Annotated in this window: 15 protein-coding genes; 10 read left to right on the plus strand and 5 right to left on the minus strand. The window is 58.1% G+C overall.

What is annotated here, in order from left to right:
* Positions 1-4 precede the first annotated feature (4 nt).
* Entirely contained in the window at positions 5-973 is a 969-nt protein-coding gene (secF, locus tag M2407_RS20565; RefSeq protein ID WP_020825464.1) for a protein translocase subunit SecF, read from the plus strand.
* Between the two features lie 69 nt (positions 974-1,042).
* Here the strand turns inward: secF and ttrR are convergent, their stop codons facing one another.
* Both ttrR and ttrS read right to left on the minus strand, forming a co-directional pair.
* Complete coding sequence (ttrR, locus tag M2407_RS20570; protein WP_201895678.1) at positions 1,043-1,642, minus strand: tetrathionate respiration response regulator TtrR; 600 nt, start codon at positions 1,640-1,642, stop codon at positions 1,043-1,045.
* Complete coding sequence (gene ttrS, locus M2407_RS20575) at positions 1,620-3,374, minus strand: tetrathionate respiration histidine kinase TtrS (RefSeq protein ID WP_259219263.1); 1,755 nt, start codon at positions 3,372-3,374, stop codon at positions 1,620-1,622. Before ttrS ends, ttrR begins: the two co-directional genes overlap by 23 nt.
* Positions 3,375-3,527: 153 nt before the next feature.
* Between ttrS and ttrB the strand changes: the two genes are divergently transcribed.
* Genes ttrB through ttrA form a run of 3 tightly spaced genes read left to right on the plus strand, consistent with a single transcriptional unit; the run spans position 3,528 to position 8,393 of the window.
* Positions 3,528-4,262: a tetrathionate reductase subunit TtrB gene (gene ttrB, locus M2407_RS20580; protein WP_259219266.1), complete on the plus strand. Its 735-nt coding sequence runs from the start codon at positions 3,528-3,530 to the stop codon at positions 4,260-4,262.
* Positions 4,259-5,317 (plus strand): tetrathionate reductase subunit TtrC, encoded by a 1,059-nt coding sequence (ttrC, locus tag M2407_RS20585; RefSeq protein ID WP_130016243.1) that lies wholly within the window; start codon positions 4,259-4,261, stop codon positions 5,315-5,317. Before ttrB ends, ttrC begins: the two co-directional genes overlap by 4 nt.
* The gene (gene ttrA / locus M2407_RS20590) at positions 5,310-8,393 is read left to right on the plus strand and encodes a tetrathionate reductase subunit TtrA (RefSeq protein WP_217330884.1); all 3,084 of its coding nucleotides are present in this window, start codon (positions 5,310-5,312) and stop codon (positions 8,391-8,393) included. The genes ttrC and ttrA overlap by 8 nt, the downstream gene beginning before the upstream one ends.
* Before the next feature lie 47 nt (positions 8,394-8,440).
* Here the strand turns inward: ttrA and M2407_RS20595 are convergent, their stop codons facing one another.
* A complete protein-coding gene (locus tag M2407_RS20595) occupies positions 8,441-8,995 on the minus strand; it encodes a DUF3251 domain-containing protein (protein WP_020825470.1) in 555 nt (184 codons plus the stop codon).
* 186 nt (positions 8,996-9,181) lie between these two features.
* Between M2407_RS20595 and nrdR the strand changes: the two genes are divergently transcribed.
* The 6 genes from nrdR to pgpA all read left to right on the plus strand — a co-directional run bounded on the left by nrdR (position 9,182) and on the right by pgpA (position 13,310).
* The gene (nrdR, locus tag M2407_RS20600; RefSeq protein ID WP_004949256.1) at positions 9,182-9,631 is read left to right on the plus strand and encodes a transcriptional regulator NrdR; all 450 of its coding nucleotides are present in this window, start codon (positions 9,182-9,184) and stop codon (positions 9,629-9,631) included.
* A 10-nt stretch (positions 9,632-9,641) separates the two neighbouring features.
* Positions 9,642-10,751, plus strand: a complete 1,110-nt coding sequence (gene ribD / locus M2407_RS20605) for a bifunctional diaminohydroxyphosphoribosylaminopyrimidine deaminase/5-amino-6-(5-phosphoribosylamino)uracil reductase RibD (protein ID WP_129982665.1) — start codon at positions 9,642-9,644, stop codon at positions 10,749-10,751.
* A 119-nt stretch (positions 10,752-10,870) separates the two neighbouring features.
* Positions 10,871-11,341 carry a 6,7-dimethyl-8-ribityllumazine synthase gene (ribE, locus tag M2407_RS20610; protein ID WP_012005513.1) on the plus strand — a complete coding sequence of 157 codons (471 nt, stop codon included), beginning with the start codon at positions 10,871-10,873 and terminating at the stop codon, positions 11,339-11,341.
* 20 nt (positions 11,342-11,361) lie between these two features.
* Positions 11,362-11,778 carry a transcription antitermination factor NusB gene (gene nusB / locus M2407_RS20615; RefSeq protein WP_020825472.1) on the plus strand — a complete coding sequence of 139 codons (417 nt, stop codon included), beginning with the start codon at positions 11,362-11,364 and terminating at the stop codon, positions 11,776-11,778.
* 52 nt (positions 11,779-11,830) lie between these two features.
* Positions 11,831-12,814, plus strand: coding sequence for a thiamine-phosphate kinase (gene thiL, locus M2407_RS20620; RefSeq protein WP_116691067.1), 984 nt, complete (start codon positions 11,831-11,833; stop codon positions 12,812-12,814).
* 1 nt (position 12,815) lies between these two features.
* A complete protein-coding gene (pgpA, locus tag M2407_RS20625; RefSeq protein ID WP_041414271.1) occupies positions 12,816-13,310 on the plus strand; it encodes a phosphatidylglycerophosphatase A in 495 nt (164 codons plus the stop codon).
* Positions 13,311-13,356: 46 nt separating this feature from the next.
* Here the strand turns inward: pgpA and M2407_RS20630 are convergent, their stop codons facing one another.
* Both M2407_RS20630 and dxs read right to left on the minus strand, forming a co-directional pair.
* Positions 13,357-14,331, minus strand: a complete 975-nt coding sequence (locus M2407_RS20630) for an aldo/keto reductase (RefSeq protein ID WP_115059858.1) — start codon at positions 14,329-14,331, stop codon at positions 13,357-13,359.
* A 108-nt stretch (positions 14,332-14,439) separates the two neighbouring features.
* On the minus strand, positions 14,440-16,305 hold the full coding sequence (dxs, locus tag M2407_RS20635) for a 1-deoxy-D-xylulose-5-phosphate synthase (RefSeq protein ID WP_130016241.1): 1,866 nt from the start codon (positions 16,303-16,305) through the stop codon (positions 14,440-14,442).
* Positions 16,306-16,328 lie beyond the last annotated feature (23 nt).

The following is a 16,328-nucleotide window of genomic DNA, read 5'->3' on the forward strand; positions in this document are numbered from 1 at the left end:
CGTTGTGGCACAGGATTATACTGTTGAACAACTCAACTACGGCCGTAGAGTCTATGACTTTATGCGCTGGGATTACGTGGCCTTCGGCATCTCGCTGGTGCTGCTGATCGCGTCAATCGCCGTTATGTCGGTACGCGGTTTTAACTGGGGTCTGGATTTCACCGGCGGTACGGTGATTGAAATCAGCCTGGAAAAACCGGCCAACCTCGATCTGATGCGCGATACGCTGGAAAAAGCCGGGTTCCAGGACCCGGTTATTCAGAACTTTGGCAGCAGCCGTGACGTGATGGTGCGTATGCCACCGGCGACCGGTACCGCTGGCCAGGAACTGGGTAACAAAGTGATCGGCGTGATCAACGATTCGGTCGACAAAAACGCTAGCGTAAAACGCATAGAGTTCGTCGGCCCGAGCGTGGGGACCGAACTGGCGCAAAACGGCGGCATGGCGCTGCTGGTGGCGTTGATCAGTATCCTGATCTACGTCGGTTTCCGCTTCGAATGGCGTTTGGCGCTGGGGGCGGTTATCGCGCTGGCACACGACGTGGTCATCACCTTGGGCGTGCTGTCGCTGTTCCATATCGAGATTGACCTGACCATCGTCGCTTCATTGATGTCGGTTATCGGTTACTCGTTGAACGACAGCATCGTGGTTTCCGACCGTATTCGTGAGAACTTCCGCAAGATCCGCCGCGGGACGCCTTACGAAATCATGAACGTGTCGCTGACCCAGACGCTGAGCCGTACTTTGATGACCTCCGGTACCACCCTGATGGTGGTGCTGATGCTGTACATCTTCGGCGGCGCGATGCTGCACGGCTTCTCTCTGGCTATGTTGATCGGTGTGTCTATCGGTACCGTATCCTCCATCTACGTGGCGTCCGCGCTGGCGTTGAAGCTGGGTATGAAACGTGAACACATGCTGCAGCAGAAAGTGGAGAAAGAGGGCGCAGATCAGCCTTCTCTCTTGCCGTAATCTGTCGGTGAGTTGAAATACGATGCCGGTCCGGTTTATCCCGACCGGCATTTTTTTGCCTGAAAATCGCTAATCCAGACTGGTTAGCGTTAGTCGGTTAAGCGTGTTCACCAGTTCTGCCAGGCTACCCGCCTGCATTTTTTCCATCACTCTGGCCCGATGCACTTCGACGGTGCGTACCGCGATAAAGTGATGTTCGGCGATCTGTTTGTTGGTCATTCCTGCGGCTACCGCACGGGCAATATCGCGTTCGCGCGGTGTCAGCGCGCCGAAAAGCTGTTGCCGTTGGCGTTGCTCAACCTGACGTTGCGAATGGATAATGCCGCGCTCCAGTGCTTCAATCAGCGGCGCGGCGGCGATCGGTTTTTGTAGAAAATCGACGGCTCCCAGCTTCATTTCCTCCACGGCCATGGCTATATCGCCGTGACCGGTGACGATCACCACTGCCAGCGTACTGTTTTGCCGCCGCAGCTGTTGATGAACCTGTTGCCCGTCAATCCCCGGCATCCGGATATCCAGCATGACGACGCCGCATTGATAGGGATCGATGCTGTCGATGAATTTTTGACTGTCGTGCCAGGTTTGTACCCGATAATTCAGCCCTTCGAGTAAAAAGCGGCAGGCGTCGGTAACGGCAAAATCATCATCAACCAGATGTATCAGCGCCATGGCTGGGATCCTTTTGAATGACAGGGAAGTGCAGAATCACGCGCAGCCCCTGTCGTTGTGGGGAAGCTAAGTAATTTTCCAGCGTCAGCTCTGCGCCTTGGCCCTTCAACAGCCGCTGGCAGATCACCAACCCTAACCCGAGACCTTCCTGTTTGGTACTGCGGAAGGGCACGAACGGCAGTGCCAGTTGTTCGTCGCTGAGCCCGCCGCCATCGTCTTCAACGATCAACCGGTGCTGATGTGCGTCGGCTTCGTGGCGCAGCGTGATTTGTTGGGCACCCGCCTGCAGGCTGTTGCTCAACAGATTGGTGAGCACTTGCTCTAATAACGTCGCCTGGCTGTACAGCTGGCTCTGCGACGGGATGTTAATGGTTAATCGGCACTGCGGATGCTGTTGTTTTATTTGCATCAATTGGATTACGTGTTCCACCAGCGGGCGCAGTAACAGCCATTGTGCATTTTCGTCATGGGGTGTTTTGCTGGCCCAGCGTCGCAAGTTAACGATACTCTCCGCACCACGCTGCGCCTGCTGGCCAATCTGTTCGAGGATTGGCAGCAGTTCATGTTGGTTGTCGCTGCGCTCCAGACGGATACGACACCCTTCCGCATAGTGGCGGATCGCCGCCAGCGGTTGGTTAAGCTCATGGGCAAAACCGGAGGCCATTTCGCCCAGGGCGCTGAGGCGCTGCGCCCGGGCCAGAGCAGTTTCTCTGGCACGTAGCGTCTGGTGCATTTGTTCGAGTTGGCGCCCGCGGCGGCGTACCAGATAACCTACCCACAGATGATTGGCGCCGAGCAATACCATCACCCCGAAAATTCCACTGAGCAGCAGCCAATGCTGCTGTGCCCAAAGGTACAGTTCCTGCCAGAGAGAACGCTGCGTCGGGTGGATATTCAGATCCTGCAGCAGCTGATTAACCTGACGTGATGACGCCGGGGCTCCCCAAACCGGCAAACCGGGGGTGTTCATCTGCAGCAACTGGCGAGTTAATTCGTCTGCCAACCGGTCCGGCACGTGGTTTAAGGCGGCAAAGGACCAGTTAGGGTACAGTTCGGTGCTGGTCAGGCAGCGCTGGTCGCTTTGCTTCGCCAGCAGTGCGCGATAATCACCGGCCTGCAGTAATCCTTCCGCCTGCATTTTTTCCAACAGGCAAACCGGCACAATCACCGCATCCAATGCCCGATCGCGCAATTGATACAGTAGAGCATCCGCCGGGTAACCGCTGAAGTGCAGCTGAAGATCTTTCTCCGGGTTCAGCCCCGCGGAAAGCAGTTCTTTGTAACCCAGCAGGTAGCCGCCAAAAGCATCGGTAGCGACGGCACCAACGTTCTTTCCGGTCAGTTGGCGGGGCGTGGTTATTGGACTGTCGCTGCGCACCAGTATGACGCTGCCGACGACGTTGCTTGAGCCCTGCAGAGGGGGTTGGGCTGAACGCAGTGAAACCAGCCAGCGCAGTGGATAGCGGTTATCCAGTTGAACGTATTGAGCCGGGTTGGTGAGCAGAAAATCGACGCGCTCGCTGCGGACGGCCTCTTTCATACCGCTGAGGCTCACTGGCGACAGTTGGAAATGGTCTGCGGGAAACTGGCGGTTAAGATGATCGACCAACGGCTGCCATTGGACCAGCGCATGGGCATCGCCACGCAGCGCCAGCACCGCTATCGTCCATTGTTCCGCCCAGGCTGAGCTCAACCAACTGCCCAGCAACAGAAGTAGCGCTGCTCTTTTCACATCATCTCCGCTTTTATGATCCCCATCACCGGTCTGAATTGTCCTGGATCAAGCCGTCGACGGTAATGTGGTAAACCACAATATTGGCGACCGGTTGCCCTTTTTACACTCCCTTGTATCAGTTCCCCGGCAGGTACTTATTGGGAGAAATCAATGGACAGTGGGAAACGTCAGTTTTTACAACGGCTAGGTGCGCTCACCGCCGGCGCTGCGCTGGTGCCGCTGGCGCAGTCAGGTTGGCAGTTACAGCCGGCCCGTCGCGAAGGCAACGGTGAAAAACGCATGGCGATGCTGATTGATTTGCGTCGCTGCATTGGCTGTCAGGCATGCACGGTCAGTTGCGCGGTGGAAAACCAACTGCCTCAGGGGCAATTTCGCACCAGTGTACTGCAATATCAGGTCACCCTGGAGGGCCAGGCATCGACCACCAACGTGCTGTTGCCACGGCTGTGCAATCACTGCGATAACCCGCCCTGCGTGCCGGTTTGCCCGGTACAGGCCACTTTCCAGCGGCAGGACGGCATTGTGGTAGTCGATAACACCCGTTGCGTTGGCTGTGCCTATTGCGTACAGGCCTGCCCTTATGAGGCGCGCTTTATCAACAATGAAACTCAAACCGCGGACAAATGCACGTTCTGCGTGCATCGGCTGGATGCCGGACTGCTACCGGCCTGTGTCGAATCCTGTGTCGGAGGCGCACGGATGATTGGCGATCTTAACGATCGTCAGGGAGTGTTGAGGCGCACTTTGGAACAGCACCAGCCTCAGCTCAAGGTACTCAAGCCCGAGCAGGGCACGCATCCGCAGGTTTTCTATCTGGGGCTGGATGAGGCTTTCGTCAGCCATGTCCGGGGGCAACCGGCGTTGTGGCAGGAGGTGCACGCATGATCCGCGAAATCATGGCCCGTCCGCAGGAGATCGCCTGGCTGCCCTGGGCGGTGCAGTATTTCTTCTTCATCGGTTTGGCCTGCGGCAGCGTCGTTATTGCCGTCTGGCTGCGCTGGCGTGAACCCAACAAAACGGTCCGGCTGGAACTGGCCGCCGTCTCGTTGGCAGTCGTGAGCGGCACCGTGGCGCCATTGGCTCTGAGTGCCGATCTGCACCAACCTGCCCGTATCTGGCATTTTTACGCGCACTTTACGCCCTGGTCGTGGATGTCGCTCGGCTCGCTGTTCTTGCCGCTGTTTACCCTGCTAGTGATGGGCTATTTCGCGCTGCTGATGCGTAGCCGGTTGAGAGCGGAAACCTTGCCATTCTGGGCGCGTTGGTTACAGATATTCCCGGCCTGGCGCGAGGAAAAATGGCTACGTTGGGTGGCGCTGGCCACCTTGCTTTCGGCAGCCAGCATCTTGCTCTACACCGGGCGCGAGGTATCCGTCCTCAGGGCGCAGCCGCTGTGGTACAGCCTGTGGTTGCCCTGGTTGCTGTTGCTTACCGCTGTGCAGGCCGTTCCGCCGCTGTTGGCCTGCTGGTTGCGGTACGAACCGCAATGGCAGCCACGTCTGGCTGGCTATCAGGCAGTGAGTTTGCTGTTGCTGTGCTTCTCTTGCCTTGGCTGGTGGCTGGATGGCAGCACGTCCTCTGCCGCGTTGCATCGCTTGGCAAGTCAAGGCGTGGTTTGGCGTTTGGCCGGCATCGCCGTTGTCGTCTCGATCTTGTTGTTGTTGGCGCTGGCCTGGCGAGTTCGCAGCCAAGCGCTGGGGGCAAAAGGGTTGCTGGGCCAGTGCATGGTCGCGCTGTTGCTCTGCTGGGGTGTGCGTTGGCTGCTGCTGATGCAAACCCAGACGCTGCCTAAGTTCAACGTATTAACCAATCCCTATGTGCTACCGCTCGGCAGCGAAGGGCTGTTGGCGATTCTGGGCACTTTGGGGTTGTGGATAGCGTTAATTATTGGGATCCGTGAATTACAGCATCAGTTGATGGAGAAAAAACATTATGGCTAAGTCAACGCGGCGTCAGTGGTTAAAAGGCGGCCTGGCCCTGGGCGGGTTGACGCTGTTCGGCGCCAGCTACAGCGAGATGGTGCAGAAGGTGTTTACCGGGCTGCGCGACGGCAGCAGCGGTAAATTGACGCTGGACAGGATCAGCGCCAACGCCTTGCCGACCGAAGGGCGTCGGCACCCCGATGGCTGGCAGGCCAACCCACAGCAGGCAGTATCGATGACCCAGTGTTTTGGCTGTTGGACGCTATGCGGGGTGCGGGCCAGGGTGGATCGCCAGAACCACCAGATCTTGCGGATCGCCGGTAATCCTTACCATCCGCTATCTCACGATCGTCACTTTCCCTACGCTTTGCCGGTGGCGGACGCGCTCAACCGTCTGGGGGGCGATGAGGGCCTTGAACAACGCTCGACGGCCTGCGCCAGGGGCGCGACCTTGCTGGAGGGATTAACCAGCCCTTACCGCGTGCTGGAGCCGATGAAGCGGGTAGGGCCGCGCGGCAGCGGGCAGTGGCAACGCATCAGCTTTGAACAGCTGATTCAGGAAGTGGTGGAGGGCGGCGATCTGTTTGGCGAAGGGCCGATCGAGGGGCTGCGGGCTATCCGCGATCTCGACACGCCGCTCGATCCGGCTCAGCCTTCGTTGGGCCCCAAGGCCAATCAACTGTTGGTCACCAATGCCGGCGATGAAGGCCGGGACGCGTTCATCAAACGTTTCGCGCAAAACGCCTTCGGGACACGTAACTTCGGTCATCATGGCGCCTATTGTGGATTGGCCTATCGTGCCGGTTCCGGGGCTTTAATGGGCGATTTGGAAACCAATGCCCACGTCAAACCGGACTGGGATAATTTGCGCTTTGGCCTGTTTCTCGGCACTTCACCGGCGCAGTCCGGCAACCCGTTCAAGCGCCAGGGGCGCCAACTGGCCAATGCCCGCATGCGCGACGAGTTTCGTTACGTGGTCGTGGCTCCGGCATTGCCGTTGACCACGACCCTGGCCAACGATCACAACCGTTGGGTGCCGGTGTTGCCCGGTACAGACTCTGCGTTGGTCATGGGGATGATCCGCTGGATTATCGAGCAGGAACGTTATAACGCAGACTATCTGGCGTTGCCAGGCGAGGTGGCAATGCAGGCCGCCGGTGAAAAAAGCTGGACCAATGCCACGCATCTGGTAGTCACCGATGAAGATCACCCCTTGTGCGGACAGTTTTTGCGTCAGGCACATCTGGACGGCAGCACGCCAGGAGAGTCAGAGAGTTCGCCTTTGGTATGGGATGAGCAGCGCGGTCAGCCGGTAGCGGCCAACCTGGCGCTGCAGGGGCCGTTGCGGGTGGATCAGCCATTACAGTTGGCCGACGGTTCGCAGGTTCGGGTGTGTTCGAGCTTCCTGTGTCTGCAACAGGCGGCTGAGCGCTTTACGCTGGCTGAATACAGCGCGCGCTGCGGCGTCAGTGCCGAGACCATTGCCGCACTGGCCAAAGAGTTTACCTCTTACCAACGGCAAGCGGCGGTGATTGCCCACGGCGGCATGATGAGCGGCAACGGCTTTTATAACAGTTGGGCGGTGATGATGCTCAACGCGCTGATCGGCAACCTGAACCTTAAGGGCGGTGTTTCGGTAGGCGGCGGCAAATTCAAAGAGTTTGCCGACGGGCCACGCTATAACCTCAAGACGTTTCCCGGCATGGTGAAACCGAAAGGATTGGTGCTATCACGCAGCAAGCAGGCGTATGAACAATCCGACGAATATCGCCGCAAGCTCGAGCAAGGAGAAAAACCTTACCCGGCGCGCGGGCCTTGGTACCCGTTCGTGGCGGGCCAGTTCACCGAACAGTTGGCACCGGCGCTGATGGGATATCCCTACCCGCTAAAAGCCTGGATCAGCCATATGGGCAACCCGCTGTATGGCGTCGCCGGTCTGCGTGAGGTGGTTGAGCGTCGGCTGAAGGACCCGCGGCAGCTACCGCTGTTTATTGCGATCGATGCTTTTATTAACGAAACCAGCGCGCTGGCGGACTATATCGTCCCGGATACGCATAACTTCGAGAGTTGGGGCTTTACCGCCCCCTGGTCCGGTGTGATGGTGCGGGCGAGCACTGCACGTTGGCCGGTGGTGCCGTCACGTACGGCGAAAACGGCCGATGGGCAGCCGGTGGCGCTGGAGAGCTTTGTCATTGCGCTGTCTAAAGCTCTGGGGTTACCGGGCTTTGGCGACGGCGCATTGCAGGATCCACAGGGTAACCGCTTCGGGCTCCACAATGCCGAAGATTATTATCTGCGGGCGGCGGCCAACGTGGCCTTTGCCGGTGAACCGCTGCCCGAGGCAGCGGAAAGCGAGCTGCGATTGACCGGGGTCGATCGCCTGCAACCGGCGTTGGATAGCGTGTTGAAAGCGGATGAGCGACTGCGTGTGGGCTATCTGCTGGCGCGCGGTGGGCGTTTTGCGCCTTATGAGCAGGCCTGGCGTGGCGATGAAACCGGCCCGCAGTGGAAAAAGGGATTGAATATCTGGAATGAAGAGGTGGCCCGCCACCGCCATGCGATGACCGGAGAACGCTATAGCGGCTGTCCGACCTATTACCCGCCGCGTTTTGCCGACGGCTCTGATGTCGGGGAGCACTATCCGCCAGAGGCATGGCCGTTCCGTTTGATGTCGTTCAAATCGCATCTGATGAGCAGCTCTACGGCATCGATCGATCGCTTGCGTGCGGTGAAACCGGTCAATCTGGTGGCGCTGAATCCGGCCGATGCGCGACGCTATGCGCTGCGGCATGGCGATCGGGTCAGGTTGCAGACTCCGGGAGGCAGCGTCGAAGCCCAGATCAGCCTGCTGGATGGTGTGATGCCTGGCGTAATTGCTATTGAGCATGGTTATGGCCATCGTGAGATGGGCGCGCGGACGCACACACTGGATGGTCAACCGTTGGCCGCGGATGCACGCATTGCCGCCGGCATTAATCTCAACGACCTCGGTTTGCCCGATCCGACCCGCGAAATCAGCAATAGCTGGCTGGATTGGGTCAGCGGCGCGGCGGTGCGCCAGGGGTTGCCGGCAAGGCTGCAGCGGTTGAGCTAAGCGGTAGGCCCACGCTCGGTCAAGGCCGGGAGTGGGCATTCAAAAGCTTAGTGCTGAGGGACGGCGGCCGTAGTGGGCTCTACGCTGTGCAGTCGCACATAGCCTAATTGCTCTGGCGTCAGGCCGCTGAAACGCAGCTCAAAGCTGTATTCTGTTTTTGGCAGCAGCGAGTCCGCGGTGGCGATAGGTTGTGAAAGCGCATCGGCCGTCAGCGGTTTACCGGTGGCCGCATCTAGCTGGCCCCATTCCACTACCGCCTTGAACGCAGGCAAGGAGGCTTGTGACAAGGTGCGAACGTGCAACAAGGCCTGGGCGCCGTTAGCCTCGGTTTTTACGTGGCTAAGTGACACGCTCAGTTCGCCGAGATTGCTGTGCAGACGGGCGGCATTATTGGCAGCAGGCACCAGATAGACGCCGCTGGTGGAGTTCTGATTCAGCTGGTTTTGCTGTTCCAGCGCCGTGGCCTGATTGGTCAGGATGGTGAGTTTCTGATTCAGTTCAACCACCTGGTTACGCAGCTTCGGCACTTCGCGAGTTTGTGCGCATCCGGCCAGCAGAACCAGTGCGCTGAGCAGGCAAATTTTGGGGTAACGGGTTGTCATGGCGGGTATTTCCTATTCAACATCTCCTGATATCAGCTTAGCCCGCCTGGTGGGGAAAGTCATGTTCGTCGCCTTTTGGGGCGCTATTTCGAAGAGGGGCTCGCAACAAATAACCGGCGGCCTTTGTTGTGACCGCACTTCGGGGTAAACTGTTCTTAACTATGAAAACGTTTATCAGGACGTGTTATGCATTGCCCTTTCTGCGCCGCCGTTGATACCAAAGTCATTGATTCTCGCCTGGTGGGTGATGGTTCGCAGGTGCGCCGTCGCCGCCAATGTCTGGTTTGTAATGAACGTTTCACCACCTTTGAAGTGGCTGAACTGGTGATGCCGCGGGTCATAAAAAGCGATGAAGTTCGCGAGCCCTTCAACGAAGACAAACTGCGTCGCGGCATGCTGAAAGCGTTGGAAAAGCGCCCGGTCAGCTCCGATGACGTGGAAAACGCGATTAACCACATTAAATCCCAACTGCGCGCCACCGGCGAGCGTGAAGTGCCGACTAAACTGGTGGGCAACCTGGTGATGGATGCGCTGAAAAAGCTGGATAAAGTGGCCTATATTCGCTTTGCCTCGGTTTATCGCAGCTTTGAAGATATCCGCGAATTCGGCGAAGAGATCGCCCGTCTGCAGGACTAAGGGAGCTTTGATGCATAACGACGAATTGTATATGGCGCGCGCCTTCGAACTGGCGCGGCTGGGGCGTTTTACTACGGCACCTAACCCTAACGTCGGCTGCGTGATTGTGCGCGATGGCGAAATCGTCGGCGAAGGCTACCATTTGCGCGCCGGTGAACCCCATGCGGAAGTGCATGCGTTGCGCATGGCGGGCGAAAAAGCCCGTGGTGCCACGGCTTACGTCACGTTGGAGCCGTGTAGCCACCATGGCCGCACGCCGCCTTGTGCCGATGCATTGGTCGCCGCCGGCATTACCCGTGTGGTTGCGGCGATGCAAGATCCTAATCCGCAGGTCGCCGGTCGTGGTCTGTATAAGCTGCAGCAGGCCGGGCTGGACGTACGCCACGGTGTGATGCTGGCCGAAGCCGAGGCGGTGAATCTTGGCTTCCTCAAGCGCATGCGCACCGGCTTCCCATATGTACAACTGAAGCTGGGTGCCTCGCTGGATGGGCGCACGGCAATGGCCTCTGGCGAAAGCCAATGGATCACCTCTGAGCAGGCGCGTCAGGACGTGCAGCGGTTGCGGGCGCAAAGCGCCGCGATTCTCAGCACCAGCGCTACGGTGCTGGCTGATGATCCGTCACTGACGGTTCGTTGGGATGAGCTGGACGCCGAAACTCAAAGCATTTATCTGCGTGAAAACCTGCGCCAGCCGTTGCGCATTATCCTCGACAGCCAAAATCGCGTCACGCCTCAGCATCGGGTGGTTAATCAGCCGGGTGCAACCTGGTTGGCACGCCTGCAGGCGGACGCTCAAACCTGGCCGCAGGACGTCGAGCAACTGACGTTTCCGGCGCACGGCGGCGGAGTCGATCTGGTGGTGATGATGATGCAACTGGCGAAACGCCAGGTGAACTCGATCTGGGTAGAGGCCGGTGCACAGCTCGCCGGTGCCTTGCTGCAGGCGGGGCTGGTCGATGAGCTCATTTTGTACATCGCGCCAAAACTGTTGGGCGATAATGGCCGCGGTCTGTGTCAACTGCCGGGCCTTGAGCGTCTGGCCGATGCGCCGGAGTTTGTTTTCAGCGAAGTACGGCAAATTGGCCCCGATTTGCGGCTGCGGTTGAAGGCAAAATACTGAATTTAATGCCCGCGAGCCGGGGCGGTCAGCGTTTTACAAAACCGCCCGCGCAGGCAGATAAAGAATGTGATAGAATCCGCCCCCCTGCGGGGTATTGAACCCATTTTTAAGGAAAGCCCATGAAAGTTATCGAAGGTGTTGTTGCTACTCCAAATGCCCGTGTGGCGATCGCAATTGCACGTTTTAACAATTTCATCAACGACAGCCTGCTGCAAGGTGCTATCGATGCACTCAAGCGCATTGGCCAGGTTGCTGACGACAACATCACCGTTGTCTGGGTCCCGGGCGCTTACGAGCTGCCGCTGACTGCACGCGTGCTGGCTAACACCGGCAAATACGATGCGGTTATTGCACTGGGCACCGTTATCCGTGGGGGCACCGCGCACTTCGAATATGTCGCGGGCGAAGCCAGCTCCGGCCTGGGCAGTGTTTCTCTGAACACTGAAATCCCGGTTGCCTTTGGCGTGCTGACAACCGAGAGCATCGAACAGGCTATCGAACGTGCCGGCACCAAAGCGGGCAACAAGGGTGCTGAAGCTGCTCTGACCGCACTTGAAATGATTAATGTTATCAAAGCTATTAAAGCCTGAATTTAGTTAAGGGGAATTCCGTGAAACCTGCTGCTCGTCGCCGCGCTCGTGAGTGCGCTGTTCAAGCGCTTTACTCTTGGCAGTTGTCTAAAAATGACATTGCCGATGTTGAACACCAGTTCCTGACGGAGCAAGATGTCAAAGATGTGGACATCGCCTATTTTCGGGAGCTGCTGTCCGGCGTGGCGGTGAATGCAGGTCTGCTGGATGGCCTGATGGCACCTTACCTGTCGCGTCAGCTCGAAGAGCTGGGCCAGGTGGAAAGAGCCGTTCTGCGCATTGCGCTGTTTGAGCTGAAAATGCGTGAGGACGTGCCGTACAAGGTTGCTATCAATGAAGCGATCGAGCTGGCGAAAACCTTCGGCGCTGAAGACAGCCACAAGTTTGTGAATGGCGTGCTGGATAAAGCAGCACCAAGCATCCGCAAGAAAAAATAAAAAATTAAGGCCGGTATCCCCGGCCTTAATTTCTTCTATTGGAACATCGACCATGGCATGTGGCGAATTTGACCTCATTGCCCGCTATTTTGACCGGTTTAAGAGTCTGCGCCGGGACGTACAGTTGGGCATTGGAGATGACTGCGCACTCCTGACAGTGGCAGAAAAACAGCTTTTGGCCGTCAGTACCGATACCCTGGTTTCGGGCGTTCACTTCCTGCCGGACATCGATCCGGCCGATCTCGGTTACAAAGCGTTGGCAGTTAACCTGAGCGATCTGGCGGCTATGGGCGCGGATCCAGCCTGGCTTTCACTGGCATTAACCCTGCCGGAAGTGAATGAGCCCTGGTTGAAGGCGTTCAGCGACAGTCTATTCGAACAACTTAATTATTACGGCATGCAGTTGATTGGCGGCGATACCACGCGCGGCCCATTGAGCATGACGTTGACGATCCACGGTCTGATCCCGGCCGGCCGGGCGTTGACCCGTGGCGGCGCACGTATTGGCGATTGGATCTACACCACCGGTACGCTGGGTGACAGTGCCGCCGGGTTGGCTGTTTTGCAGGATCGCCTGCAGGTGGCGGACGCTGACGCTCGCGATTACCTGATTGGGCGCCATCTGCGGCCCCAGCCGCGGGTGCTGCAAGGGCAGGCGCTGCGCGATCTGGCCAGCTCGGCGATTGATATTTCGGACGGTCTGATTTCCGATCTGAAGCACGTATTGAAAGCCTCCGAGTGCGGTGCGCGCATCAATTTGGATGAGCTGCCGCTGTCGCAGGCGCTAAGCAGCCACACCGATGCTGAACAGGCGTTACGCTGGGCGTTGACCGGCGGAGAGGATTACGAGCTGTGCTTCACCGTACCGGAGATCAATCGCGGCGCGTTGGAAGTGGCGTTGAGCCATTTGGGCGCGGATTACACCTGCATTGGTCAGATTGGCCCGCTTTCGGAAGGCATCAAGTTCTATCGCAACGATGAAGCGGTTGAGCTGCCATGGCACGGTTTCGATCATTTCAGCGAAGGGCAGGCGTAACATGGATGAAGCAACACGTCGCTTGCGGATGAGCAATCCGTGGCACCTGTTGGCAACCGGCTTCGGCAGCGGTTTGTCACCGGTGGTACCGGGCACCATGGGGTCGCTGGCGGCAATCCCGTTCTGGTTGTTGTTGATCCAACTGCCGTGGCAACTCTATTCGCTGCTGGTGATGTTCAGCATCTGCATCGGCGTTTATTTGTGCCACCAGACGGCCAAAGATATGAAGGTCCATGATCACGGCAGCATCGTCTGGGACGAATTTGTCGGGATGTGGATCACGCTGATGGCGTTGCCGGTCAACGACTGGCAATGGGTTGCCGCAGGCTTTGTGATTTTCCGCATTCTGGATATGTGGAAGCCGTGGCCGATCCGTTGGTTCGATCGCAACGTGCACGGTGGCATGGGGATTATGATCGACGACATCGTCGCCGGGGTGATTTCCGCCGGTATCATCTACCTGATTGGTCATCACTGGCCTGCCGGGCTGTTCTGATGACAAGGGCGCAGTTCATCATGCTGCGCCCTTGATACTCACTGTACTATTCAAATCCTGTCACATGATGCGGCACATAAGCCGTTTCCAGCTCGGCTATCTCTTCCGGTGTTAATTCAAGATCGACGGCAGCGACCGCGTCTTCCAGATGTTCATGACGTGATGCGCCGATGATTGGCGCACTGACGACCGGCTTGCTCAATAGCCATGCCAGAGCGATTTGCGCCCGAGATACGCCGCGTTCTTGCGCAATGCTTGCCACGCGTTCGGCGATGATGGCGTCAATGCCTTCGGTTTCATCGTACAAGTTTTTGCCGACCTGATCGGACACCAGCCGCGCGGTGGTTTCACCCCATGGGCGGGTCAGGCGCCCACGAGCCAGCGGGCTCCAGGGCAGTACCGCGATACCCTCGGCGGCGCACAGCGGCAGCATCTCTCGCTCTTCTTCCCGCTGGATCAGGTTGTACTGATCCTGCATGCTGACAAAACGCGTCCAGCCGTGCAGATCGGCGGTATAAAGTGCCTTGGCGAACTGCCAGGCGTACATCGAAGACGCGCCGATATAACGCGCCTTGCCGGCCTTCACCACCTCATGCAGCGCTTCCAGCGTTTCTTCCAGCGGCGTTTCATAGTCCCAACGGTGGATCTGCAACAGATCAACGTAGTCGGTGCCCAGTCGCTGCAAGCTATCGTCGATGGACTGCATGATTTTAGCGCGCGATAGCCCAGACTCGAGATTGCTCATCGGGAAATAGACTTTGGTGGCGAGCACTACTTCGTCACGGCGAGCGTAATCGCGCAGCGCCCGGCCGACGATCTCTTCGCTGCTGCCATCTGAGTAACTGTTGGCGGTATCGAAGAAGTTGATGCCGGCATCCAGCGCCTGTTTCAGCAGCGGGCGACTGCTTTCTTCCGGTAGCGTCCAGGCATGGTTGCCACGGTCGGGTTCACCGTAGGTCATGCAGCCGAGGCAGATGCGGGAAACGTTCAGGTCGGTATTGCCCAGTTTCAGATACTTCATGCTTTTCTCCCGGTATCAGCACAGAACTTTAACTGTAGCGGGTTTTCGGGCGAGGCAAATGAAAACGCCCCCGCAATGCGGAGGCGTCGGTCAAATCAGGCGCGAAAATTATTGCGCCAGCCAGACCTCAATCTTCCGCTGTATCCCTGCGGCATCCAGACCCAGATCGACACGCACCTCTTCCTGGCTGCCTTGTGAGATAAAGCTGTCCGGCAGGCCGATATTCAGTACCGGGATAGCGCGACGCTTGGCCATCAGCAACTCGTTAACACCGCTACCGGCACCGCCCATAATGGCGTTTTCTTCCAGCGTGACCAGCGCGTCATGGCTGGCTGCCAGCTCCAGCACCAGCTGTTCGTCCAGCGGTTTTACGAAGCGCATATCCACCAGCGTGGCATTGAGCGCTTCCGCCACCTGCGCAGCTTCCGGCAGCAAGGTGCCGAAGTTCAGGATCGCCAGTTTTTCACCTTCACGGCGGACAACGCCTTTGCCGATCGGCAGCGCGCTAAGAGGTTCCAGCGGCGCGCCGGTACCGGTACCGCGAGGGTAACGTACGGCGCTTGGGCCTTCGTTATAGTGATAACCGGTGTAGAGCATTTGGCGGCATTCGTTCTCATCACTTGGCGTCATGATCACCATAGTCGGGATACAGCGCATGAATGACAGATCGAACGCACCCTGGTGAGTCTGGCCGTCAGCGCCGACAATACCGCCGCGATCGATGGCAAACATCACCGGCAAATTTTGAATCGCGACGTCGTGGATCAGTTGATCGTAAGCGCGCTGCAGGAAGGTGGAGTAAATCGCCACCACCGGCTTGTAGCCGCCAATCGCCAACCCGGCAGCGAAGGTCACCGCGTGCTGTTCTGCGATCGCTACGTCAAAATATTGCTGCGGATAGTCGCGGGAGAATTGCACCATGCCCGAGCCTTCACGCATTGCCGGGGTAATCGCCATCAGTGAGCTGTCCTTGGCGGCGGTTTCGCACAGCCAATCGCCAAAGATTTTTGAATAGGTCGGCAGGCCGCCGGCGCTTTTCGGCAGGGTACCGCTGGCCGGATCGAATTTGGGTACCGCGTGGAAGCTGATCGGGTCTTTTTCTGCCGGTGCGTACCCACGGCCCTTTTTGGTCATGATATGCAGCAGTTGTGGGCCTTTCAGGTCACGCATGTTCTTCAAGGTAGCGACCAGTCCCTGAACGTCATGGCCGTCGACCGGGCCAATGTAGTTAAAGCCCAGCTCTTCGAACAGCGTGCCCGGCACGACCATGCCTTTCAGGTGTTCTTCGGTACGCTTGACCAGCTCTTTGATTGGCGGCAGGCCGGACAGCACTTTTTTACCGCCCTCACGCAGGGTGGAGTAAAGCTTGCCGGACAGCAGCTGCGCCAGATGATTGTTCAGCGCACCGACGTTTTCCGAAATCGACATTTCATTGTCGTTAAGCACCACCAGCATATCCGGATCGATGTCACCGGCGTGGTTCATGGCTTCAAATGCCATACCGGCGGTGATGGCGCCATCGCCGATAACGCAAACCGTACGGCGGTTTTTGCCTTCGCGAGCTGCAGCTACCGCCATGCCGAGACCGGCGCTGATCGAAGTCGAGGAGTGACCAACCGACAACACGTCATACTCACTTTCCGCACGCCATGGGAAAGGGTGCAGGCCATTTTTCTGGCGAATGGTGGAGATCTTGTCGCGGCGACCGGTCAAAATTTTATGCGGGTAAGCCTGATGACCCACGTCCCACACCAGATGATCGAAGGGGGTGTGGTACACATAGTGCAACGCCACCGTCAGTTCGACGGTTCCCAGCCCGGAGGCAAAGTGGCCGCTGGAACGGCTGACGCTGTCCAGCAGGTATTGCCGAAGTTCGTCACACAGTTTCGGCAGGCTCTCTTTCGGCAGCGAACGGAGTTCATCGGGATTTTCCGCTAGCGCCAGGGTCGGGTATTTGGCTATATCAAGACTCATTCGATACTCATATCAGAGGAGTT

The organism is Serratia sp. BIGb0234 (genome assembly GCF_024809915.1).
Taxonomy (GTDB): Bacteria; Pseudomonadota; Gammaproteobacteria; order Enterobacterales; family Enterobacteriaceae; genus Serratia; species Serratia liquefaciens.